The organism is Paenibacillus sp. EB106-06-01-XG199 (assembly GCF_058791575.1).
In genome coordinates this window covers 44,619-67,592 of sequence record NZ_JBYTDQ010000007.1, presented here as the reverse complement: position 1 = coordinate 67,592, position 22,974 = coordinate 44,619, and the positions used below count along the sequence as shown (strand labels likewise).

Annotated in this window: 17 protein-coding genes and 3 pseudogenes; 14 read left to right on the top strand and 6 right to left on the bottom strand. The window is 51.5% G+C overall.

Annotated features, from left to right (window positions below; genetic code table 11):
* Nucleotides 1-38 precede the first annotated feature (38 nt).
* Complete coding sequence (locus tag AC3WT9_RS23550) at nt 39-506, bottom strand: MarR family winged helix-turn-helix transcriptional regulator (RefSeq protein WP_038585538.1); 468 nt, start codon at nt 504-506, stop codon at nt 39-41.
* Between the two features lie 537 nt (nt 507-1,043).
* Between AC3WT9_RS23550 and AC3WT9_RS23545 the strand changes: the two genes are divergently transcribed.
* Complete coding sequence (locus tag AC3WT9_RS23545) at nt 1,044-1,811, top strand: ABC transporter ATP-binding protein (protein WP_341089604.1); 768 nt, start codon at nt 1,044-1,046, stop codon at nt 1,809-1,811.
* Nucleotides 1,790-3,100 (top strand): ABC transporter permease, encoded by a 1,311-nt coding sequence (locus AC3WT9_RS23540; protein WP_341089605.1) that lies wholly within the window; start codon nt 1,790-1,792, stop codon nt 3,098-3,100. The genes AC3WT9_RS23545 and AC3WT9_RS23540 overlap by 22 nt, the downstream gene beginning before the upstream one ends.
* A 127-nt stretch (nt 3,101-3,227) precedes the next feature.
* Here the strand turns inward: AC3WT9_RS23540 and AC3WT9_RS23535 are convergent, their stop codons facing one another.
* Complete coding sequence (locus AC3WT9_RS23535; protein ID WP_341377201.1) at nt 3,228-4,490, bottom strand: BaiN/RdsA family NAD(P)/FAD-dependent oxidoreductase; 1,263 nt, start codon at nt 4,488-4,490, stop codon at nt 3,228-3,230.
* A gap of 548 nt (nt 4,491-5,038) precedes the next feature.
* On the opposite strand from AC3WT9_RS23535, the gene AC3WT9_RS23530 reads away from it, so the two are divergent.
* The 3 genes from AC3WT9_RS23530 to nadE all read left to right on the top strand — a co-directional run bounded on the left by AC3WT9_RS23530 (nt 5,039) and on the right by nadE (nt 7,947).
* On the top strand, nt 5,039-6,397 hold the full coding sequence (locus AC3WT9_RS23530; RefSeq protein WP_342481020.1) for a two-component system sensor histidine kinase NtrB: 1,359 nt from the start codon (nt 5,039-5,041) through the stop codon (nt 6,395-6,397).
* A 159-nt stretch (nt 6,398-6,556) separates the two neighbouring features.
* Nucleotides 6,557-6,991 (top strand): BrxA/BrxB family bacilliredoxin, encoded by a 435-nt coding sequence (locus AC3WT9_RS23525; protein ID WP_038585544.1) that lies wholly within the window; start codon nt 6,557-6,559, stop codon nt 6,989-6,991.
* A 146-nt stretch (nt 6,992-7,137) separates the two neighbouring features.
* A complete protein-coding gene (gene nadE, locus AC3WT9_RS23520) occupies nt 7,138-7,947 on the top strand; it encodes an NAD(+) synthase (RefSeq protein WP_341089610.1) in 810 nt (269 codons plus the stop codon).
* Between the two features lie 92 nt (nt 7,948-8,039).
* On the opposite strand, the gene AC3WT9_RS23515 is transcribed toward nadE, so the two are convergent.
* Entirely contained in the window at nt 8,040-8,858 is an 819-nt protein-coding gene (locus AC3WT9_RS23515; protein WP_341089611.1) for an alpha/beta hydrolase family protein, read from the bottom strand.
* 268 nt (nt 8,859-9,126) lie between these two features.
* On the opposite strand from AC3WT9_RS23515, the gene acpS reads away from it, so the two are divergent.
* Nucleotides 9,127-9,519 carry a holo-ACP synthase gene (gene acpS, locus AC3WT9_RS23510; RefSeq protein ID WP_341089613.1) on the top strand — a complete coding sequence of 131 codons (393 nt, stop codon included), beginning with the start codon at nt 9,127-9,129 and terminating at the stop codon, nt 9,517-9,519.
* A gap of 108 nt (nt 9,520-9,627) precedes the next feature.
* Nucleotides 9,628-10,716: pseudogene (gene mutY / locus AC3WT9_RS23505) on the top strand (A/G-specific adenine glycosylase); the annotation flags it as partial.
* A gap of 938 nt (nt 10,717-11,654) precedes the next feature.
* Here the strand turns inward: mutY and AC3WT9_RS23500 are convergent.
* Nucleotides 11,655-12,263 carry a superoxide dismutase gene (locus tag AC3WT9_RS23500; protein WP_341089615.1) on the bottom strand — a complete coding sequence of 203 codons (609 nt, stop codon included), beginning with the start codon at nt 12,261-12,263 and terminating at the stop codon, nt 11,655-11,657.
* Nucleotides 12,264-12,860: 597 nt separating this feature from the next.
* Here AC3WT9_RS23500 and AC3WT9_RS23495 point away from each other — a divergent pair.
* From AC3WT9_RS23495 to folE, 5 genes and pseudogenes are all read left to right on the top strand, one after another.
* Nucleotides 12,861-13,280: a GNAT family N-acetyltransferase gene (locus tag AC3WT9_RS23495; protein ID WP_076112803.1), complete on the top strand. Its 420-nt coding sequence runs from the start codon at nt 12,861-12,863 to the stop codon at nt 13,278-13,280.
* 181 nt (nt 13,281-13,461) lie between these two features.
* Nucleotides 13,462-14,079, top strand: coding sequence for a signal peptidase I (gene lepB, locus AC3WT9_RS23490; RefSeq protein ID WP_492407977.1), 618 nt, complete (start codon nt 13,462-13,464; stop codon nt 14,077-14,079).
* An 18-nt stretch (nt 14,080-14,097) separates the two neighbouring features.
* A pseudogene (gene queG / locus AC3WT9_RS23485) lies at nt 14,098-15,865 on the top strand (tRNA epoxyqueuosine(34) reductase QueG).
* 103 nt (nt 15,866-15,968) lie between these two features.
* The gene (locus AC3WT9_RS23480) at nt 15,969-16,220 is read left to right on the top strand and encodes a YneF family protein (protein ID WP_341089619.1); all 252 of its coding nucleotides are present in this window, start codon (nt 15,969-15,971) and stop codon (nt 16,218-16,220) included.
* 50 nt (nt 16,221-16,270) lie between these two features.
* On the top strand, nt 16,271-16,864 hold the full coding sequence (gene folE, locus AC3WT9_RS23475; protein ID WP_492407976.1) for a GTP cyclohydrolase I FolE: 594 nt from the start codon (nt 16,271-16,273) through the stop codon (nt 16,862-16,864).
* 146 nt (nt 16,865-17,010) lie between these two features.
* Here folE and AC3WT9_RS23470 read toward each other — a convergent pair whose 3' ends face one another.
* Complete coding sequence (locus AC3WT9_RS23470; RefSeq protein ID WP_341097534.1) at nt 17,011-18,186, bottom strand: Fe-Mn family superoxide dismutase; 1,176 nt, start codon at nt 18,184-18,186, stop codon at nt 17,011-17,013.
* Between the two features lie 252 nt (nt 18,187-18,438).
* Nucleotides 18,439-19,479, bottom strand: a complete 1,041-nt coding sequence (locus AC3WT9_RS23465) for an alpha/beta hydrolase (protein WP_341089621.1) — start codon at nt 19,477-19,479, stop codon at nt 18,439-18,441.
* Nucleotides 19,480-19,767: 288 nt separating this feature from the next.
* Here AC3WT9_RS23465 and AC3WT9_RS23460 point away from each other — a divergent pair, with 288 nt between their 5' ends.
* Both AC3WT9_RS23460 and AC3WT9_RS23455 read left to right on the top strand, forming a co-directional pair.
* Nucleotides 19,768-20,514: an IclR family transcriptional regulator gene (locus AC3WT9_RS23460; protein WP_341089622.1), complete on the top strand. Its 747-nt coding sequence runs from the start codon at nt 19,768-19,770 to the stop codon at nt 20,512-20,514.
* A gap of 2,191 nt (nt 20,515-22,705) precedes the next feature.
* A pseudogene (locus AC3WT9_RS23455) lies at nt 22,706-22,909 on the top strand (response regulator transcription factor); the annotation flags it as partial.
* Nucleotides 22,910-22,974 lie beyond the last annotated feature (65 nt).

Genomic DNA, 22,974 nt, shown 5'->3' with positions numbered 1-22,974 from the left:
AAGAAGTGAATAGATTCACAATCTTGTTGACCCGAACCCTATTTGCGCGGGAGCGGGGAGAGTTTCTCAGCCTGGAGACCCATCTTCTTCAAAAGAGTAATCATTTGTTCCTTTTCTTCATCACTCAGGCCACTGAAAGCGAGGTGCAGGCGCTCCGAATACTTCGGATACATTTCGTTCATCAGATGTTCGCCTTCCGAAGTCAGCTCGGCGAAAATAACCCGGCGGTCGTTTGCGCAAGGCTTACGCTGCAGGTAGCCGCGTTCCTCAAGCTTGTCGATCACGTAAGTAACATTGCCGCTCTGTAAGAGCAGTTTGGCACCGATCTGCTGAATGGGTTGCGGCCCCTTATAGTAGAGGACCTCCATAACAGCAAAAGCAGTAGGATTGAAACCTTCAATCTTGCTTCCGGTAACGGCATGCTCGTTGATGCTCTTGAAAGACTTGGCAAAAACCCGGTACAAATGCAATGTCAGTTGAGTATCGCGTTCATAGGATTGTATCATGCTTCTCCACCCTCTATCGTTAATCGTACGGGTTGCCCCGTACGGTACTAAATCACGGCTTGAATTGCACGGTTTAGCTGTGCAATGACTTGATATAGCTTTACAATACGTCAAACAATGGATCAAGAACATGTGATTTGTCACAATGAGCACACTTTTAATTATTAAAAATCAAACAATTTTTTTAGAGCACGCAAAAGGTGCATATTGAATTGGTTTTTTTGGTGTACATCTCCGGTGGGAGGGCATTTTCAGCCTCTGGCGCGGTGGAGATTTACTCCCGGGGATTGATGAACAAACCTTTGGCTTCCCTTACTATAAATTACAAAGAAGCAAAGATTAGCATGGGAAGTGTTGCCTGATCATAGTGCAATCTGGTGCAATCTGGGGGTCTTTCCTTAAGCCGGAGAAGTCTCTTTCTGCACTTCGGGGAAGTAATGTTTGATGATTCTTCCCATTTGTCCGTATAATGGATAAAAAAGAACGGTAAAAGCAGCCGGGACACTTGTGAATTGATACTTAGGAGATGGAAGCCGTATGAAAGAGACAGAGTTTGAAGATGATTCTGCAGAGGGGTTCAAAGCTGAGGGCGAATGGGAAGAGGAAGATATCGTGCTCGATGTTTCCATTGAGGAAGCCGGTTACGAAGCGGGCGACAAACGGATTTCAGATATTTCTTTCCAGGTGCGGCGCGGCCAGCTGCTGGGATTGATCGGACCAAACGGAGCAGGGAAAAGCACTACCATCAAGACGCTGCTCGGCTTGTTGAAATATGCCAAGGCTAAAGTGGTTATCGGCGGAGAGAGTCAATCGTATGCATACGTGCCGGAACAGCCGGTATTTTACGAGGACCTGACACTGTGGGAGCATCTCGATTTGGCAGCCGCTGCCTACGGTTTGAGCTACGAGACTTTTGTGGCCACCGCCGAGAAGCTTCTGGTGCAGTTTGGTATGGGAAATGTGCGGGATGACCTGCCTGCAGGCTTCTCCAAAGGTATGAAGCAAAAGATGATGCTGATGCTTGGCTTCCTGGTCCAGCCTGACGTCTACATTGTGGACGAGCCGTTTATCGGGCTTGACCCCCGTGCCACGAAGGATTTCCTGCGTCTCCTGGAGGCCGAGCGGAAGCGCGGTGCGGGCGTTCTGATGTCCACGCATGTACTGGATACTGCGGAGAAAATCTGCGATAGCTTCGTGCTGATCTCCAGCGGGGAAGTAACAGCAACAGGCACTTTGGAGGAAATCCGCGACATTGCCGGATTGCCGGAGGGGTCGTTGTTTGATTGCTTCGACGAATTGACATGAGCAGTCAGGAACAGGCTGTTCTTAACCCTAAAACCTCCGGCAAAAAAGCCGGGTATGCGTTTCCTACGGCTCCGCAGCTGTTCCGGCGGCGCCTGATCTCCCATTGGCGTGAGCAATCGGCGATTATCCGTACGGCGGCCGACTGGACGGTCCTGCTCTACCTAGTTATTCCCGGCGGCCTGCTGGGCGGACGGTTCTATTTCGGGTTCTGGAGCGGGGAAATGCCAACATGGACGACCGCGACCCCCTTTATGCTGCTTCCGCTGCTGCTGGCGGCTCTAATTGCTACCGGAGGTATGGTGCTGCTGCTCCAGGAAGGGGATTCGTTGTTTCTCAGGCAGCGGCAAAACTGGATCAGAAGCATTATGCTGCGGGGGCTTCTGTATAGTCTTACCGTAACTGCCCTCAAGATGGCAGCGGTATTTGCTATTCTGCTGCCCTTCATCGTCCGGGGGTATGGACTCAGCGGGGCAGCTGCCGCATCGCTTCTTGCAATGACCATAACCTGCAGCTGGTGCGTCAAACTGCTGGGACACCTCGTTAAGGTGCAGCGCCAGGGCTTCCGCCGCTGGCTGTGGCTCATTCCGGCCGTGACCGTCCCCTGTGCCGCTTATGTCAGGGCTGCTATTTATTGGGACAGCCAGCCTCTGTTGCTGCTGGCCGCTGCCGCCGTATATGGTGCTGTGGTTGTATGGGCGATACGCTTCCGCTTACGGCTGCACGCAACCTTTATGAGCGATGTGCGGGAAGACTACAAGCAGCGGATGAGAATTGCCGGTTTATTGCTGCGGGGCGTGCTTGATAAACCGCGTCCCACACGCTATAAACCTTGGATTTTCCGCAAATCCGAGCCGCTCCTGGCTTCGAAGCAGCCGGAGAGCCGCTTCGCGGCGGCTGGCATTAAAGCACTTGTGCGCAATCCGGCACACCTGAAGCTCTATTTTGCGTTCACGGGCGTTTCTATGATAGCTATTTTTATCGTTCCAGGGGTTTTGAAATGGGGGTTGCTCATTATTCTGGCGTTATTAATGGCCTACTGGCTGACTTCTTTCTGGTTATTGTTTGCAGGGGACGACTATATCGGGATCCTGCCCTTTACCAAAGCTCAGAAAGCCGATGCCGGTTCCGCAGCAATACCGATTCTGCTAGTTCCATATACAGCAATCTGTTCTGGTGTGGTGTGCATTCCTTTGTATGGATGGTGGGGGCTGCTGCTGTTTATTCCACTCGGTTATTTAACCGGGGCTTTCATTGCCAGAATGTTCAGCACAATGCGGTTTCAGAGATAGCTGCCGCAGACCCGCTAAATACAAAACAGCGTTACTTGCCGATTTACGCAAGTAACGCTGTTTTTAATTAGAGGGGACGCTATTTGGGCGGGCTTTGTAGTCCTAGACGGTGGATGCCCCCTTGCTTCTAATGCTGTCCAGCTGCATGTTTGCCCGCTGTGTAACCTGTGGAGAAAGCAGCGGTAATATTGTAGCCGCCGGTATAGCCGTGAATATCCAGCACCTCACCGCAGAAATAAAGTCCCTGCATAAGCTTAGACTCCATCGTCTTGGGATCGATTTCCTTCAGATTGACACCTCCGCCGGTAACAAAAGCTTCAGCCAGAGACCGGGTGCCGTGAACATAGACCGGCATCCGTTTCAGAAGGGCGGCCAGCGCTTGCAAGGCGCTTTTGGGAAGATGATGGCCGGTGATGTCTCCGTCCACCCCGGCTTTGGCCAGCAGCAGCGGAATGAGGCGCTCCGGAATCAAACCTTTCAAGGAATTGCGGATGGCCTTCTTAGGCTCCAATTCCAGCTTGTTCTGCAGCTGGGACTCCACCTCCTGCGGGTGATGGTCGGGAAAAAGGTCAATGGACAGCTCAACTGTGTCCGTTCCGGATTTACGCTGGATCTGGCGCAGGAACTGGCTGCACCGCAGCGCAATCGGGCCGGACAGCCCGAAATGAGTGAAGATCATATCTCCCCGGTGGGAGATCACCCTCTTGCCTTTGGGATTCCAGACGCTCAGCGTCACATCCCGCAGGGACAACCCCTGAAGTTCCCCTGACTTGATCCATTCCTCCCTAGAAATAATGGGCACTTCCGTCGGGAACAGCTCCGTAATTGTATGTCCGGCGGTGATCGCCCAAGGATAGCCGTCGCCGGTTGAACCGGTCTGAGGCACTGATTTGCCTCCCGTGGCGATTACGACAGCGCCAGCCGCAACCCCCTTGCCTGATTTCAGGCGGATTCCTTCTACTTTACCGTCTCCGTACAGGACCTCCTGCACCGGGCTATCTGTCATAATCTGCACACCCAGGCTGCGAACTTTGCCGATTAGAGCGGAAACGACGCTGGAGGCCTTGTCCGACACGGGAAACATCCGCCCGTTGTCTTCCTCTTTCAGGGCGATGCCCAAATTTTCAAAGAAATCGACAATATCCCGATTATTAAAATGATCAAATGCGCTGTATAAAAAGCGGCCGTTGCCCGGGATATGGGCAATAAGCTCGGAGGTTTCCTTGACGTTGGTTACATTGCAGCGCCCGCCGCCCGAGATTCCCAGCTTCCGGCCCAGCTTAGCCCCTTTATCAATCAGTAATACGGAGGCGCCGTGCTCCGCAGCGGCCACGCTGGCCATCAGCCCGGAGGGGCCGCCCCCAATGACGATTACATCATAGTTGCTCATGAATCTGCTCCTTTACATGCTTAAGGTATAGCGAATTTCAGCATTTTCGGTATTCTACTAACGGCATCATACCATTCCGGCCGCGGTGTAGCCAGACCTGTGGAACCGGCTTGTGATTATCGTTGTCAGAAAAGCCCGGCTGTGCTTTAATCTAAGTGGAAAGGGTAATTTGTCCAACTTGGGGAGTGATTGCAATTTTAGATGCGGTAAAGGATATTTTATTGCAAATCTTATCTGCCAGTTCCTTTATATTTCTATTTCAATGGTGGCTGGATCAAAGCCACATTATACGCAGAAATCGGCAATTCCCGGATGATCAGGCTTTGCTGATGATTTGCTGTGCCATTAGCATTACCCTTTGCACCATTTTCTCAACAACATTATTCGGGGTTGTTTATTTGAATTTGGCTATATTACCCGCTTATATCGGTATATTATATGGGAATTTCCGCTCCGGGATAAGCCTGGCTGCTTTTTTTATGCTCTGCACGGCTCTGTTTTCGGTATCACATGGAATAGACAAATGGGTAATTAATACTGGGGTTCTTATGTATCCGCTATTGTTTGCCTTTGTCCGGCCGTTTAAGAAAGCAAAGATTGTCCAGAAGATAGGCAGGTTATGGGCTGTTTTAGCCCCCAGCATGCTCTTTATTGTGCTCGTACCCAAAATGTACGGCAAGAATACATATGAAACCCTTTCGGCAGATACCTTGCTGATCACGGTATATCTGTTTATTACTATCATGCTCGGCGGATTATTTATATTTTGTATCGAAACCGCTTGGGATAAGCTTCAATATAAGGAGCAGATGAAGGGGATCTCTGAGAAATTCAAGCTGGAATCAGAGAAGCTTCAGCAGATTACCGATGCAGTACAGCTGAATATTATGTCGATGGATGACAGCGGGTATGTGACAGAACTTAACGAATTTATGCTCAAGCTGATTCATCGCCATTATCCTGAACTGACAAGGGAGACTATAATGTCCCAACCTGCAGGCCAGCTTTTCAGAAAATATATTGACGAGCAGACCTATTCCCGGCTGGAGGACATCGTCCGCAGCAAACAGCGCACCAATGCCAAAATTACATGTGCAACGAGTACATATCAAATTTATACAGAGCCTCTGCTGCGGGATTCCGGAATTCCTGGCGGCGTTGTGATGATCGTTCAGGATCTGACCGAGGAGGCGAAGCTTCGCAGCGAGCTTGATAATGTAGAGCGGCTAACGCTGGTTGGACAGATGGCTGCAGGCATCACGCACGAGATCCGCAATCCCATGGCAGTCGTACGCGGATTTCTCCAGCTTATGAGAGAGAAGAGTCCGGGCGAGCTGGATTCATACTACCAGATCGTGATGGATGAGCTAGACCGGGCCAACGCTATCATCAATGACTTTCTGTCCCTGGCACAGACCCGTGTATCGGATAAAGAAATGGTGCAGCTTCATCTTATAGTAGAAGAGCTGAGTCCTTTGATCTGGGCAGATGCCAATCTCCGGGGCCAGAGCATTGAACTCCGGCTAAACCCGTCATTGCCTCTGCTGATGCTGAATGTCAGGGAGATTAAGCAGCTCGTCCTTAATCTGGCCCGCAACGGGATGGAGGCCATGGACCCGAAGGGGGTGTTGACCTTGGAGACACGTGTGAATGAGGATAGAGTTGAGCTGATGATTAAGGACACTGGAGGCGGAATTTCAACAAGCCAGATTGAGAATTTATTTGTCCCCTTTTTCACAACAAAAAATCATGGAACCGGGCTCGGGTTATCGCTTTGTCTGAGCATTGCCGAGCGGCATAACGGAAAGATCGCGGTTGAATCGCAGGAGGGCGTGGGCACAGTGTTCACCGTATCCTTTCCTTTTGAGAAGGAAGAAAGTGCAGCAACGACTAGGCTGCTGAAGTGAACATCCCTTGATAGAGGCACAAGTCACAGACGATGGGCTCCGCTGCAGCAGCAGGGCCCTCCTTGCTTTCACAGAGTATGCATGTATAATAAAGTTAGTAAGTGCTGCTGTAATGCAGCCTGACCAAACACTTTACAAGGCAAAGGAGAGTGCAGAGGAATGTCCATGTCATTTAATCAATATATGAGAGATTCAATTCAGCCTATGCGTGATGACCTGACAAGTATCGGGTTCCAGGAGTTGTTGACTCCAGAAGAGGTGGAAACCACTCTTCCAACCGCAAAGGGGACGTCGCTCGTTGTCGTCAATTCTGTATGCGGCTGTGCAGCCGGCCAATGCCGTCCTGGTGTAGCCCAAGCTTTGCAGAACGAAATTCTGCCGGATCATCTGTTCACCGTGTTCGCCGGACAGGAGAAGGAAGCCACTGCTAAAGCACGTGAATACTTCGCTCCATATCCTCCTTCTTCACCATCTATCGCTTTGATGAAGGATGGGGAGCTTGTGCATTTTATTGAGCGTCATGGGGTAGAAGACCGTTCAGCTGCCGAAATTGCTGCTGAATTGAAGGAAGTATTCAACCGTTTGTGCCAGTAATAGCGGTTAATTCATAGGATCTCGCGGTGGCCGGCAATCCGGCTGCTGCGGGATTTTTTCAAAACATAAGAACTTATATGCTTCATGCTATAAATTATGTTGAACTTGGGATGAACCATTCAAAGTGATGAAACGGGGTGTGGTTTGTGAGCTTGCAAGAAGAGATTATTGCTGCCCTCGGCGTAAAGCCGGCCATTGATGAAGAGGCAGAGGTACGGAGGCGTGTCGATTTCCTGAAAGCATATGTACGGCAGGCAGGAGCAAAAGGGCTGCTCATTGCGATCAGCGGCGGAGTCGACAGTGCGGTGGCAACAGGCCTGTGCAAACGGGCAACCGATGAGCTGACCGCAGAAGAAGGCAAGGAGTACATCACCCTTGGCGTATTCCAGCCTTACGGTGTTCAGGAGGATATCGAGCACAGCTACGCGGTGGCTGAAGCTTTTGAACTGACACATAAGGTTGAGACCAATATTGAGGAAGCTGTAAATGAGATCGCACTTGAGGTTGAACACAGCCTGAAAGCGCTGGGCCAGCACCGTCACATTACACATCAGGGCAAAGGCAATGTGAAGGCGAGAACCCGCATGGTTATGCAGTACGCACTCTCCTTCGAGAATAATCTGCTGGTAGTGGGAACGGATCATGCTTCCGAGGCCATTACCGGCTTTTACACCAAATGGGGCGATGGCGCAGTCGATATTACACCGCTGAGCTCGCTGAACAAGCGCCAGGTACGCCAGCTTGCAGCCTATCTGGGAGTACCAGCGGATATCGTGACCAAAGCACCGACGGCCGGCCTCTGGCCCGGACAGACGGATGAAACCGAGCTGGGTATTACGTATGATGACAACAGCGACTATCTGGAGGGCAAACAGGTCAGCACTGAGGTTGCCGGGAAACTGGAAGCTTATTACCGGAGAACGGCGCACAAGCGCAATGTAATACCGGGCATCTAGAAGGAGAATTTTATACAAAAAACCGCCGGAGAATCTGTGTGCATACTCAGACTTTCCGGCGGTTTTGTGTGTAGTACTATATGATATGGCGGTTATCCGGCCAGTACGCTGCGGATGAATTGGCGGGTAGCGTCGATCGCCTGTTCCAGCTGCGGAGTGGTACCGGCAAAAGGATGAACACTGCCAAAGGTATGATTTCCCTCCGGAATTTGCACCCGCTCTATATCGGGCCGGAGGTTGACCAATTGCTCCGAGCCGCGGCGCAGCCGTTCGCTATCCTGGGTCCCTTGAACAAGGACAACGGGAAAAGCGGCGGTCTTCATTCGCTCCAGAAGATTGTAACGCTCGGCCTGCCGCTCCAGATCTTCAATAATGACGGCATCGAGCGGCATTTGCTGACCCGTGCGGCCATTGAGTACATGAGTCCGGCCGCTTTGTTTCATTTCGCGTTTTTGTTCATCTGTGAATAAATCCAGATCGGTGATTCCGTTCCAGGAGATGACTCCGGCAATCTCCTCCGGGTGGTCCAGTGCGTAAAGCAGACAATCGCCGCCGCCGCGGCTGTGACCCAGCAGGAATAAGGGCAGGCTGCCAAATTTATGATGCTGGCTGAGATAGGAGAGCAGAATCTCCATGTCTTTGATCTCGCGGTTATAGGTATTGCGGGCGAACTTCTCAAGCTCGGTGAAATTCTGCAGATCCTCACCGATTCCCGCATGGGAGAAATTGAAGGAGATCACTTCATGCTCCTGGCTGAGCGCGGCTGCTAGGTAGGGGAACATTCCCCAATCCTTAAAGCCCTTGTACCCGTGGGCAATAACAATCAAACTATTGGCTTTGCCTTGAGCTGGAAAATGTGAGCAGCGCAGGACGGCATCTTCTCCGGCAGGCAACTGAAAATTGCGGTTCATGGTCGATTCCCCTCTCTATAGCTTTCAGAGATTATTATGTCTTCTTAATGTAGAATTGAGATTCTGTGGTTAAGATTCATGATGAGGGAAGCAGCAGAATAGACTTCAGCAGTTTTTTCTTTTAAGATAGCAGAAAGAATCCGGGACAACTATAATCTATATGATTTACGGATAATGTATATGAAGATCATACCATTAACAAAGCTATTAAGGATAGCTATCAGATTGAAGCGGTTTATGACTGCACGTCCATAAGGAGCGTGGGATTTTGATATACGGGATCGGGCATGATGTGCTGGAAATCCAGCGGATTGAAGCATTAATGAATAAAGGATCTGGAGCGAAGTTTATCCGGCGCATCCTTACAGAGGCAGAGCTTGAGCTTCTGGAGCGGCGGGGCGGTAACGCTGCGGAGTTCATAGCCGGGCGGTTCGCGGCCAAGGAGGCGGTTGTGAAAGCGCTGGGCTGCGGCATCGGCCGGGAAGTGGGGTTTCAGGATATTCAGATCCTGCCGGATGTATATGGCAAACCGATCGTTACACTCTCGGAGGAGGCCTGGGAACGGCTCCGGCTGAAAGGCCGGGAGTACCTTATTCATCTTACCATTACCCACAGCCGTGAGCTGGCTTCGACCTTTGCGGTAATGGAACGGACGGTTTGAGCGGCAAGGAAGGCTGGAGCTTATAGTATGGGACTTGAATGAACTGACAGGCCGTAGCTCCACTGATGCCTGTGTGAAGTGAATATAAAGAATCAAGGAGAATAAATGATGACAACGCATGAACAACAGGAGCAGGCGCAGCAAGATACTAAGTTGTTTTTTAGCCGTAATTTGCTGGAATGGTACCATGGGCAGAAACGTGATTTGCCTTGGCGGCGCCATCGCAATCCGTATTATATCTGGATTTCGGAAATTATGCTGCAGCAGACGAGAGTCGATACGGTTATTCCGTATTTCAACCGCTTCATTGAGCGGTTTCCTACGGTGGAATCGCTTGCCGACGCACCGGAGGAGGATGTGCTGAAATGCTGGGAGGGTCTTGGTTACTATTCCCGTGCACGGAATCTTCAGCATGCCGCGCGGCAGGTGAAGGAACAATACGGCGGAATGGTTCCGAATGACCGCGATGCCGTATTCAGCCTTAAAGGGGTTGGCCCCTATACGGCAGGAGCTATTCTCAGCATTGCGTTCAACCGGCCTGAACCTGCGGTAGACGGAAATGTGATGCGGGTATTGTCCCGCTACTTTCTGATGGAGGATGACATCGCTAAGGGGCCGACGCGGGTGAAGATGGAGCGGCTGGCGGCGGAGCTGATCCCGGAGGGGGAGGCTTCGCATTTCAACCAGGCGCTAATGGAGCTCGGGGCGCTCGTCTGCACGCCGAAATCACCGCGGTGTCTGCCTTGCCCGGTGATGGAGCACTGTGCCGCGCGCCTGGCGGGCTGCGAGACGTCGCTGCCCGTCAAGACCAAGGCCAAGCCGCCGCGCCCCGAGGAGCGGCTGGCGGCCCTTGTTACGGGCCGCGGCGAGCACGCGGGCCGGGTGCTGATCCGGCAGCGGCCATCCAGCGGGCTGTTGGCCCGCATGTGGGAGCTGCCGCACTGGCCGGCGCCGCCTGCGGAGGGCGGCGCTTCCGCAGCGCTGCTGCCTGAGGCGGCAGCGCTGGACCGGCTGCGCCGGTCACTGCGGCAGGCCGGGATCTTCGCCCGGCCTGAAGAGCACTGGATGGCTGCGGAACATACGTTCAGCCATATCGTGTGGACCCTGCAGGTGTACCGCTGCAGGGAAGAGGACGCCCGGGCGCTGCCGCTGGCGGCGGAGGGACGGGCGGCATACGCGGCTGGGAACGCGGCTGCCGCCGTGCCCACGGCTGGTAGCGAAGGGCCCGCAGATGGCACGCAGGCTGGTGCTGCACCTGCTGATGGCCTGCAAGGCGGTGCTGTGTCTGTAAATGGCACACCAGGCACTACTGTGCCCACAGATGGCACACTAGGCGGCGGTGTGCCTGCTGATGGCACACCGAGTAGCGCTGCACCCGCAGATGGCACGCAAGCTGGTGCTGCACTGGCCTCAGGCATGCCGGCAGCCAGTGTTGTGCCCGCCATGGACACGCCAGATGCGTATGTGGTTGATCTCTTCTCCGCCGCGGACAGCCCGGTCGAGCAGTTCGCAGACGGCAGCGGAAATCCGGAGGATGCCGGAGCCGTGCGGTGGATCAACCGCGAGGACATGGCGAACTACGCCTTTCCGAACGTTTTTTTAAAGCTGCTTAACCATTATTTCGATGAGCTGGAAGCACAGAAGCTGTAAGACCGGAGGAGATTGGTTTGATGAGGGGAATAGGGCTGAATAGGCTGGCGGAACGGGCGGTACGAAATGGTGTCCAAAGTCCGGGAAAGAATAGAATCTATTGCACGCTGTACAGCAGAATCTAGTGGAAAAGGCGTTTTTGGCGATAAATCCAGAAATCTGTTGTACAAAATACAGCAGAATGTCATTTATTGCTGAGCAATGAGCTCTACTGCAGAAAGTGCATTCACATATAAATGCCTGGCAGGAATCAGACATAAGCGCTACGAATCAAGTTCAGTCTAGATAACGGGCCTATCAATGAAAAACGGCTGCACTATGTCCAATCCGGACACGGCGCAGCCGTTTTCACATCTAGGGATAAGGTGTAAGCTGGACACCACATCCTGCGTACAGCAACGGCCCCGTCCTTAAAAAAGGACGGGGCCGTTTGAGTTATAGATTAGAGTAGGCTGAGCGAGGCGCGGCGATGTCGCCGCAGTTCCTTACTTCGCGCTTTCGTAACGCTTGCCGACTTCTTCCCAGTTTACTACATTCCAGAAGGCTTTGATGTAGTCAGGGCGTTTGTTTTGATAGTTCAGGTAGTAAGCATGCTCCCATACATCGAGGCCGAGGATCGGAGTAGCACCTTCACTGATTGGGTTGTCTTGGTTCGGTGTGCTTGTTACAGCAAGTTTGCCGTCCTTAACCACGAGCCAAGCCCAGCCGCTGCCGAAACGGGTAGTTGCTGCAGTAGCAAAATCTTCTTTGAATTTGTCGAATCCGCCCAGCTCGCTGTCAATCGCAGCTGCCAGTGCACCTGCAGGTGCGCCGCCGGCGTTTGGTCCGATGACTTCCCAGAACAGGGTATGGTTGGCGTGTCCGCCACCATTGTTGCGAACAGCAGTGCGGATGGCTTCAGGTACAGCGTTCAGGTCGGTGAGAAGCTCTTCGATGCTCTTGTTTTGAAGTTCAGGTGCTTTTTCCAGAGCGGCGTTCAGGTTCGTCACATAAGTATTATGGTGCCTGTCATGATGAATCTCCATCGTCAATGCGTCGATGTGCGGTTCAAGAGCGTTGTTCGGATAAGGAAGTGCCGGTAATTGAAATGCCATGGAAAAATCCCTCCTGAGTTTATTAGAATTGTATAGATAAAGAATTTTGGCAGTCTTGACGTCAAAACCCCTTATTTCCAATGCCTCTTATTGGTTATATCCGATAAGATACTTTTATTAAACCGTATCTGGAACAATAATGCAACATTAAACAAACATAAACGTTTAAAAAGTTGCGATCTAACAAACCTGACCGGAAGTGTAAATGCTGTGTTAAACTTATAGAATTCCGTGGAGACTCTACTTTTATACCTTAGAATTTACCTTTATAAAGAAAATATGTAAACATACTTCATGAAAACGCTTGATATTAAGCGCTTTCAAAAGAAAAATGGTGATATAACGGGAAAAGTGTGCTTTAATAGAGTCAAAAGCAGGTATTCCTCGGTTTTTGGAGATTAGAGAAGTTTCCGACTATTTTACATTAGGTTAATACTTCTTTGATCGCACGAAAAGCTGCTTGAAATGATGGATTCGACAACATTCTCGAAATTCATCCATTTTTGCTTTTCTGATGCCTTTTTTCCTCTTTATACTGTTACGGGAACTCCTTCTTTTTGTTAAATTCTAAGCCATAGAAAAGGGAGATTTTAAAGAATGCACGTTCGTTCCTTTCAATTAAGCGACGTTACCCCTGTGACTGAACTGCTGCAGAGCGCATTATCGGAAGAATGTTTTGAAAGCACGATCGAGCCCTTCTCCAGACAGCTTTCTTGGGATTCAGATCTCATTGTAGTTGCTGAGGATGAAGAAGAAATTGTTGGTGCGCTGATAGGTACAATCGAGAAGAACCACGGCTGTTATTTCCGAATTGCCGTCCATCCCGACTACCGCCGCAGAGGAATCGGCAGAAGTCTTGTAACGGCGATGGAACACAGATTTCAGGCGCGCAAGGTCAGCGGTATTTTCGTAGCCGTTGATGAGCACAATTCCTTTGCACTGCCGCTGTATGAAGCTATGGGATATGACGAGAATCAAATCTTCAAATCAGTACGGAAGCTCAGCATCGTTGGATAATGTCCTTTATCTTGGGTGCTGCGTAAGCGGAAACATTTACTAAATAGAGAACTATAGCGACTTGCATAGTCTGATCCATTATACTAAAGCATATCTCCCTGGAGTCCATTGCAAATGGCCGGGAGATATGCTTTTCTATTGTTATAGACTTGATCTACCAATCTGGGCAAGAAGGTGGCATATGGACCGGGAGCTTGAAGGGGAATTTATGCGAAGCCGCAAGCAAAGATACAGATCTGTCACACATCACGGCTCCAAACTGCAGCCGGGAAACAGATGGATTCTAGAACTGCGGGATTGGGTAATCACCGCGGCAATTGTATTTGGGTTCATGTCGCTTTTGAATATATTTATTTTCAACATATCTACTGTGGTCGGCCAGTCCATGCAGCCTACGCTGGTTGAGGGGGAGAAGCTGATCATTAACAAGATCACTTTGAGCTTTGCGAACCCGTCGCGGGGAGATGTTATTGTGCTGCATGATCCCAGCACCGGCCCGGACCGCAAGGAATATCTGGTGAAACGCGTCATTGGGGTACCCGGTGATTTCATAGAGGTACAGGGCCATAAACTGTATGTTAACGGAAAAATGGCCGATGAGCCGTATATTGATACGGAGATTCAGGATCCTGATTTTTCGGGGCTGACTGTTGAAAAGGGAAGCTATTTTGTGATGGGTGATAACCGGCATGCCGGAGCCAGCAAGGACAGCCGTTACTTTGGCACCGTCCCGCAGAAGAGTATTGTCGGCAAGGCAGTTTATATCTGGTGGCCGCTTTCCAAACTGAATTCATTATAAGAGAAGGTGAAGGCGGAAATGAACATTAAAACTCAGTCATCCTATGCTCCGCCGCCTTCCATATGGGAAGATCTCAAGGCGGAGATCAAGGCTGCCGCTCCGGCGCTGGGCATAGATGATATCGGTTTTGCGACAGCGGAGCCGTTTCTATATTTAAAAAACATCCTGCAGGATCACCGGGACAAGGGGTATGAATCCGGTTTTGAAGAGCCTGATTTGGATAAGCGGACTATTCCGGCACTTCCGTCCGGTGAGACGCCGCTATCCATTCTGGCGATTGCGGTGGCCTATCCTTCCAAGATGGAGAATCCGCCCAAATCTGAACCGGGTGCACGCCGGGGCATTCTGGCCCGGGCTTCCTGGGGCCAGGATTACCATCATGTGCTGCGTGAAGCGCTGGGGAAGCTGGAGGCTTTTATCCGTGAGCGTGTGCCGGATGCTGTGCTGGAGAGTATGGTGGATACAGGCGTGCTGGTAGACAGAGCTGTAGCGGAGCGGGCAGGAATCGGCTTCAGTGCCAAGAACTGTGCGATCATCTCTCCCAAGTGGGGGTCATGGATCTATCTTGGGGAAATGGTGACGAATATTCCGTTTCCCCCGGATGAACCCGTGGAGGAAGGCTGCGGAGATTGTACGAAATGTATTGACGCTTGTCCTACCGGGGCACTTGTTGGCCCGGGTCAGCTTAACGCCCAGGCCTGTATTTCCTATTTAACGCAGACCAAAGGGTTCTTAAGCGATGAGTATATGACCAAGATCGGCAACCGGCTGTATGGCTGCGACACCTGCCAGATTGTCTGCCCGATAAATCGCGGGAAGAACTGGAACCACCGTCCGGAGCTGCTGCCTGATCCGGAGATCGTCAAGCCGCTTTTGCTGCCGATTCTTGAGCTCAGCAATCGTGAGTTTAAAGAGAAATTCGGCAGCAGTTCGGCGGCCTGGCGTGGCAAAAAGCCGATCCAGCGCAATGCGATTATCGCGCTTGGCAATTTCAAAGAGGCTGGCGCTGTACCGAAGCTGACCGAAATTGTGCTGCGGGAGTCACGCCCGGAAATGCGCGGGACTGCGGCCTGGGCGCTTGGGCGCATTGGCGGCGGAGAGGCGCTGGCGGCTGTTGAAAAGGCACAGTTGGCTGAAGAGGACAACCAGGTCCGGGAGATGCTTGAACGGGCGCGGGAGAAGCTGCTGAAGCGGGAGGAGACGGAGAGTAATGAGCAAGCTGGCGGGGGGCAGTCTGGGAACTGAAACTGCTGTGTATTATAGTGAAATGGAATCGCCGATTGGCCCGCTGACCTTATGTGCAACAGAGGCGGGATTATGTCTTATAGAATTCGGGACATTTGCCGGGAGCCGGGAGAACCTGGAGAAATGGCTCAAGGTACGGATTGGAACCGTGATATTAATCGAAGATGAGTCCCGGCTGAAGCCGGCTATAGCACAGCTTGAGGCATATTTTACCGGAGGACTGCAGGACTTCACGCTGGCTCTGGATATGCGTGGCACGGCCTTCCAGCTTCAGGTATGGGAGGCGCTGCGCGGTATTCCCTACGGAGAGTCCGCTTCCTATAAGGATATTGCTGTGCGGATCGGCAATCCGCAGGCTGTGCGCGCTGTAGGCGGAGCTAATAACCGCAATCCTGTTCCGGTAATTGTACCGTGTCACCGGGTAATCGGTGCGGGAGGAACGCTGGTCGGCTACGCCGGTGGCCTTGCGATCAAGACCCGGCTGCTGCAGCTCGAAGCAGAGCACGCCCTCCCGGATGGCACCGGAACCTACCTCTTCTGACTCATGGGATTTACCAATTGCTGTCCAGTTCTTGAAATGCTATGATAGATTCGCATGCCCGCAGCGGGCGCTGCAGACAATTGAGTACAAAGGTGGATTCCAGATGGATATTGTATGGCCTATTATTACGCTTGTTGTTGGTCTGATCGGCGGATTCTTTATCGGCGTATATTATCTACGCAGACAAATGACAACGATGCAAAATGATCCGGAAATGCTGCAGAAGGTTGCGAAGCAAATGGGTTACAACCTGAACGGCAAGCAAATGCAGCGTGCACAGCAAATGATGAAGAACAATAATCAGCCTGGACGTGCTCCTGTTGCAAACAAAGGGCAGCGGCGCAAGGGCAAGTAACACGGTCCGGATAGATGAAGGTGTACGCGGGTGCGGAAGGGGGAGGTTTCATGGGGGGCATCAAGGAATACGTAAACGGCAAGGTCACGGTGAACCGCGAGCAGATCGAGTACCATGTTGAGAAGATATTGGAGTTAATCGGAGAGGACACCGGCCGCGAAGGGCTGTTGGAAACACCGGCACGGGTCACGCGGATGTACGAGGAGATATTTGGCGGTTATTCGATAGATCCCCGAGAGGCGCTAGGTGTAACTTTTGATGAATCTCACGAAGAGCTGGTCATTGTAAAGGATATCGTCTATTACAGCCAATGCGAGCATCACATGGCTCCTTTCTTCGGCAAAGTGCATATCGGCTACGTCCCAAGCGGGCGTATTGCCGGACTAAGCAAACTGGCCCGTCTCGTTGAAGCGGTTAGCCGCCGTCTGCAGGTGCAGGAGCGGATCACGACTCAAATTGCCGACATCATGACCGAGGTACTGAATCCTCATGGGGTTATGGTCGTCGTGGAAGGCGAGCATCTGTGCATGTGTGCCCGTGGGGTGAAGAAGCCCGGCAGCAAGACGGTGACCATGGCGACGAGAGGAAGCTTCCGTGAGGATGCTGCCGTACGCGCGGAGTTTTTGGCTTTGATCAAGGAATAAGATGATAGGGGAGATTCTCCCGGATTTGTACACATACAGAGCTCTGCTTTCACTTTAGATGAGAGCAGGGCTCTGTTTATTTATAAGTTGCCGTAACGCAATGGCAGTCCACGGGGCTTAGAACTTATTGGTTTTTTCCCGGAGTGTCAAAAGGGCTGCCAGACCAGCTTGCGGGCGGCGGCATAACGCTGTGAGACATAAGGCCAATTGACGACCTTCCACCAGTCTTGAATATAGGCGGCGCGGTTGTTCTGATGCTTGAGGTAATAGGCATGCTCCCACACATCCAGGGCGAGCAATGGCACAACATCCCATTGCGACAAATTCTGGTGTTTCTCTGCAGTGAGAATTTCCAGTCTGCGGCTGCGCGGGCTCCAGACAAGAATAGCCCAGCCCCCGCCTTCAACCTTATTCGCTGCTTCGGTGAATTGCGTTTTAAAGGCATCATAGCTGCCGAAGCTGCGTTCAATGGCGTCCAGCAAGGCGCCGGTTGGACGTCCGCCGCCTTGTGGAGACATTACGTTCCAGAAGATGGTGTGAAGATAATGTCCGGCACCATTAAAAGCAAGCTCTCGTTCCCAATGTTTGACGAGATCGAAATCGTTGGTTTTGCGGGCCTCCGCCAGCTTGATTTCTGCTTTGTTCAGTCCGTCTACGTAGCTTTGGTGATGTTTGTCATGATGGATAGTCATGGTCTTCTCGTCGATATACGGTTCAAGCGCATTATAAGCATAAGGGAGCGGAGGCAGCTTATGCCCGCCTATAGGCACAGAACCGGGTTCACGGGTTTGGACTGCCGGGGCTGCAGGCCCAAACCCGTTGCCGCTGCCCTCTGCAGAAGCTACAGACGCATACTCCGCCGGGTCCGCTGCGCTATCCCGCATTAGAACCGAAACCTGTCCGGGCGTGCCCAGTCCCTCCAGAACAGCAAGGAAATACTCGGACTCGCGAATAATATGCAGCAGTACAATAGCCGCCAGCGGCTGGGCTTTCACCGCCTTGCTGCTTTCGCACAGTGCGTATAGCTGGCGGATGAACTCACGTGACTGGGAACAGACAGTCTGCAGCAGCAGCTCTGTTTGGGCAGCGAGCTCACGCTGTCCGGCAAATGCCGGAGTGAGCGAAGTTTCCAGCAGCCGCCGCGCGGCTTGCTCTGTGGCACCAAAGACAACAGCCCATTCATCGAGCAGTTTGACATAAGGCTCTTCCAATTGAGGCACAATTGCTTTGATGACTTCGGTATGCTCTTTCTCCTGGGTTTTCCAAAATACAGTTTCTTCGAGTATTCGTGCTGGCAGCAGCGGTCCGTATACATATAGCATTACATGCAGTCCCCCCGTCCGATTTCTTAAACGGTTCATTATATGAGCGGAAGCAGTGTCTTATGTGGCCTTGCCGGGAGAGAACATCTTTAAAGAGATCATTTGCAAAGCTGCAGACTGCAAAGGGTTGGCTGATTTCATGGGCTTTGCTAAGACGGTAGCAGCTAAATAACAAAAATAGCGTGCAGAGTTGTATTTTATGAATACATTCTGCACGCTATTATTTTTGAAAAAAGATGATACCTTATGAGGTTATTTGCCAGCAATGGAAGTCTGCTCATTCTCCTGGTTCTTAGCCAAATGCACATTGCCCAGAAAAGCGGAAACACGGCGCAGATATTCGCGGGGATGCTCGCGGAACAGCAGCTCATGGTGGCTGTCCTCGACGATCCATGAATCCGAGTACGGGTTGCTCTGGTTGGCCGCAAGCTCTTCGGCAATCGGGTATGGCGCCTTGTCATCCTTCGTGCCGTGCATGAACAGAACGGGAAAAGGATAATCTTCAGCTTTTACCTTGGAATACGGAATTTGATTCAGCCCTGTGCCGTTCAGTACCGGAAAGAGCAGCTCCATAATTTCCAGGGAAGGCTGGCGGGGAAGATCGATATTTTGTTTGATATTATGGTAAAGTGTATCCGGCTCCAGCAAAAAAGTGCTGTCCAGAATCATCGCATCGACGTCCTTGGTAACTAACCCCGCCTGAAGCGCTGTGCCGGCACCCATGGAGAAGCCCCAAACGACGATCTCTCTGGCCCCCCGGTCCTTAGCAAACTGTATGGCGCCTAAGAGCTGCTGGGATTCTTTTTTGCCGCCGGTAGCGATATCCTTGTTGGTCTGGGCAGCGAAGCCGTAGTCGAACATGACGACGTTGAAATTCAGGCTATGGGCATAATGGGCCAGATCATACATCGGTACCCAGGATTCCTCGCGGTTGGCGCCGTAGCCATGACTGAAGACAATGGTTTTGGTAGAGTCCTTGGACGGGATATACCAGCCCTGCATCGTCCGGCTTCCGTCATGCGCCTGAAAGGTCACATCTTCATAGTCCAGCCCCTTGGCCAGTGAAGGGTTGGAGTACAGGGGAGCCACTGTCGGATTAGACAGCACCCAGGCAATATAGCCATGCAGGGCAATGAAGCAGAACACAAAGAAGAAAAATACGGATAACAGCAATGCAACTACAATATGTTTAACGCGAATCATCCCCAGTGAAAGGTTGGGGGCGATGTCTGACTTATCCTCCTTGGTCTTGCGTGAGACCGGTCTGCCGGTACGGTGAGTTGCCAGATCCATAAGATCCACTCCTAAAATCGCAAAGTCAAAATCAAGCTGAACTGCTTCATGTTATGAACTATTTCCATTTGTATCGGCATAATTAATTCATATGTTTAATCGTATGGTGACGCCCTCATAAAGTCAATGAATTCGCCGTTTTTGTAATCTAACTGTAAAGTGCGGCCCAGCCTTTTCCTGTTAGTTAATATACTGGACTTTCCTTGGGCTTTTGCTCTAAGATAGAATTAACTATGTACAATTATGTAACCGGGTTTCATTTAATGAAACAGGTAAGGGGAGATTGCTGTGGAGGATCGTAAACTGACCGTACGTGCTGTAGAGCGGGCGCTGGATATATTGCTGTGTTTTACGAAGGAGAATGATGATTTAAGCTTGACTGAGATTGCTGCCAAAATCGGCCTCCATAAGAGTACTGTGCACCGGCTGCTCACTACCCTGGAGGAGAAGGGTTTTCTGATGCGCAATGAAAGTACCGAGAAATACCGGCTCGGTATGCGGATTTGGGAGCTGTCAACCCATCTGCCGACGCTGGATGAGCCGGCGGCACTGCTGCTTCCGGCGATGGAGCGGCTGCGCGACCGGCTGGGAGAGACGGTCAGCCTCTATCTGCGCGATGGTTTGGAACGTGTGCGCATTCAGGCTGTGCAGAGCCGGCAGGCAATCCGCCGGGTGGCGCAGATTGGTGCCCGGCTGCCCTTATCTGTTGGCGCTTCCAGCAAGGTGCTGGCCGCCTATGCGCCGCATGAGGTGCAGATCCGGCTGCTGGCAGATCCGGCTTGGCCGGAAACTGTAGATAGAAGCCTATACTTGGAGCAGCTTAAGGAAGTTACCCGCCGGGGTTATGCGACCAGCTTCGAGGAGCGGGAACCAGGAGCTGCTGCGGTGGCTGTGCCTATTGTCGGCCGCAATGGCAGCGTGGTGGCAGCCCTTTCCCTGTCCGGCCCTGTCAGCCGCTTGTCCCGGGAAACTCTCGAGGAATATGCTGTGGTTCTCTCGGAAAATGCAGCCGAAATGGGATTAATGATGGGTTAATCGGGAAAGTCTGGTTATGTAGTCGAATTATGGGGGTAAATTAAAGAGAAAACTGCCAGGAACAGTAATATTCAATTTGTAACTATAGTAAAAATGAACTATGATTACAAATTATAAGTTTCAGATTTTATAAGTAATTAAACTTTTATTCCGGGGGGGATGGGTGATTCCATTGAGCGCTGCAGTACCCGATTCATTAATGGAAGAGATTCAACAACTTCAAGACACATTCGGTGCTGTTACGAGTCAGGCTCTTGTGCTAACGGATCAGGAAGGAAACCTGATAACCCGTCCAACCATTGCAGGAAGGTTTTATAAGGAAATTATTGATTCCTTGCAGCACATACACCGTCCTTTTGAGCAGACACTGCGCCGCTTGGGGGCCTTGTCATATCCTGCCGTCTTGGACCGGTGGATTCCTGGATTGAAGTATATCATTACCCCGCTGGTTCCGGAGTACGGAGAGATTTACTATCTCTGGTCAGGCCTCTATATGGAGGAAGGTGCGAAGGAACTGGTATTGCAAGCATTCGAGTCCAAGATGAAGAATCATCCGGAATATGATCAGCTAAGTTCCGAGCTATCTGCCTTACCCGAGAGCAGTAGTGAACGTATATTTGAGATCAGGGACAAGATAGCCGTTCTTGGCAGTATCCTGTGCAAATTAATAGGAGGCTCTGCCCTTAAGCCGGTGACGGAAAGAAACGCTATGATGATTTCGCGGCTTCTGACTCATCTGGAGGAGGATTTCCTGAAGATTGAAGAGGTGCTCCAGCAACTGGCAGGGACTTTTTCAGCCGCTGATTTGTATGCGTTTGCCAAGGAGAACGATGAAGGGCAATTCAAGGTGAATTATGCTGCGGGAAAAGAGGCACATCTTTTGCTGAATGCTGTATTTTCGCAAGGGGACGGTTTTTTTGGACAAGCGGTCCTCGGCAAAGATCCGAGACATTGGACAGACATTGCCAAGGATCCAAGATCCCTTTACTTCACCCGGCGGGGGATGACGCTGCCGGAATGCCTGTCCTGTTATCCGGTTTTGATCAACAACGGCAAAAGATCGCTTATGCTGGCAATCAGCTTTGGAAGAAACGAACAGGTTCAGGGCTACGACCGGCAGGAGCAAATCGTTGCCTCTTTGCTGGGAATATCCGACTGGGGAGAAATGCTGCTGCGCAGGGGAAAACTGCTTGAAGAAGGGACGTTCCTTCTTAAGGAAGCTGCTAGACTGCTGCCGCAAGCGTTGTCGAGGAAAGACCTGGGTATGCAACTGCTGGATGTTGTCATGGCCATGCCTTTTTATCCCCTATCCACGTTGGTTTACTTTCAGGAAATCGTGAGTTCAAACATTACGTATTTTTCCAGGGGCTGGGCCTCAGATGAGGATGCATTGTATGTCAAAGGGCTGGAGTCCCGCTACTCCCGGCAATCCTTTCTCTCGTCTGCTGTCATCTTTGAGGTGGCAGGAGGTTCGGTTCTGCTCGAATGTCCGCTGCTATCCGGGAACGAGTTCAAAGGACTCTTGTCTGTCGGATTCAGGGGGAGAAGTGAAGCGGAGCAATGGCAGACCTTCATCGAATCGGTAGCCTGTCTGGCCACTGCTGCCATTCGTCTTCTTGAGAAGGAAGAAAGGTATCTAGAGCAGGCCGAGGCCTTTTTGACCGAACTGCGCCGTTACCTCCAGAATGTAAACACTGAACTGAGCAGTCTATCGCTGGACGCTTCCAATATGGCGGCAGATTTTGCCCGTTACATAGGCCTGACTGAAGAGGAAGCTGAAAGGGTGGTAAGGGCGGCTCTGCTGTCTCCTTTCCAGATTGACGCGTTAACGGAGTTTGGATATTACCCGGATGAAATCCTGCTGTTGCAGCAGGTAGACGAGTTGGCCTCTCAATTCTTTACTGTGGAGAAGCCTCCCCTGCCTCTATCCGGCCAGGTGCTTGCGCTGATACTGCAGCATACAGGAAGAGGTGCCGATCAGCAACATCTGGGCAGCCTTCCGCACAAATGGATTGATCCATCCAGATACAGCAAGGACTACAATATTGCTTCCTGGATTGAGGATGAACGGATTTCCTCGTTCCAGTCGTTTCTGCTGAGCCGGGAGGATTCGCGGCCTAAGAAGAGAATCGTATCGGCAGCGAGGCTGCTGGATAGCCCGGCATTGACTACACTGAAGGAAGAATGGGGGGTCTCACCCCGGGAAGAAGAAGTACTTGAGCTAATTGTCCATGGGAAGACGAATAAGGAAATTGCCAGCACGCTGTTTATCAGCGAACATACCGTCAAAAATCACCTGAGCCGTATCTTTAACAAGATGAACGTAACCGACCGCTCGCAAATAATTGCACTTATCTATAAGAAGATACTAGATGCTGAACGCATCGAGATTTAGGCCCGATCCGAAGCTGCGGATACCGCTTGGATTGGATCAAGCATAGCCACAGGGTAAGCTAAATA

Bases quoted from the DNA above. Each gene is read 5' to 3' on its own strand.
- AC3WT9_RS23495 (WP_076112803.1), top strand. From the start codon at position 12,861: ATGCACGTTCGTTCCTTTCAATTAAGCGACGTTACCCCTGTGACTGAA.
- lepB (WP_492407977.1), top strand. From the start codon at position 13,462: ATGGACCGGGAGCTTGAAGGGGAATTTATGCGAAGCCGCAAGCAAAGA.
- AC3WT9_RS23500 (WP_341089615.1), bottom strand. From the start codon at position 12,263: ATGGCATTTCAATTACCGGCACTTCCTTATCCGAACAACGCTCTTGAA.
- AC3WT9_RS23530 (WP_342481020.1), top strand. From the start codon at position 5,039: ATGTATCCGCTATTGTTTGCCTTTGTCCGGCCGTTTAAGAAAGCAAAG.
- AC3WT9_RS23465 (WP_341089621.1), bottom strand. From the start codon at position 19,479: ATGGATCTGGCAACTCACCGTACCGGCAGACCGGTCTCACGCAAGACC.
- AC3WT9_RS23480 (WP_341089619.1), top strand. From the start codon at position 15,969: ATGGATATTGTATGGCCTATTATTACGCTTGTTGTTGGTCTGATCGGC.
- AC3WT9_RS23545 (WP_341089604.1), top strand. From the start codon at position 1,044: ATGAAAGAGACAGAGTTTGAAGATGATTCTGCAGAGGGGTTCAAAGCT.
- AC3WT9_RS23535 (WP_341377201.1), bottom strand. From the start codon at position 4,490: ATGAGCAACTATGATGTAATCGTCATTGGGGGCGGCCCCTCCGGGCTG.
- AC3WT9_RS23525 (WP_038585544.1), top strand. From the start codon at position 6,557: ATGTCCATGTCATTTAATCAATATATGAGAGATTCAATTCAGCCTATG.
- AC3WT9_RS23515 (WP_341089611.1), bottom strand. From the start codon at position 8,858: ATGAACCGCAATTTTCAGTTGCCTGCCGGAGAAGATGCCGTCCTGCGC.
- folE (WP_492407976.1), top strand. From the start codon at position 16,271: ATGGGGGGCATCAAGGAATACGTAAACGGCAAGGTCACGGTGAACCGC.
- AC3WT9_RS23470 (WP_341097534.1), bottom strand. From the start codon at position 18,186: ATGCTATATGTATACGGACCGCTGCTGCCAGCACGAATACTCGAAGAA.
- AC3WT9_RS23550 (WP_038585538.1), bottom strand. From the start codon at position 506: ATGATACAATCCTATGAACGCGATACTCAACTGACATTGCATTTGTAC.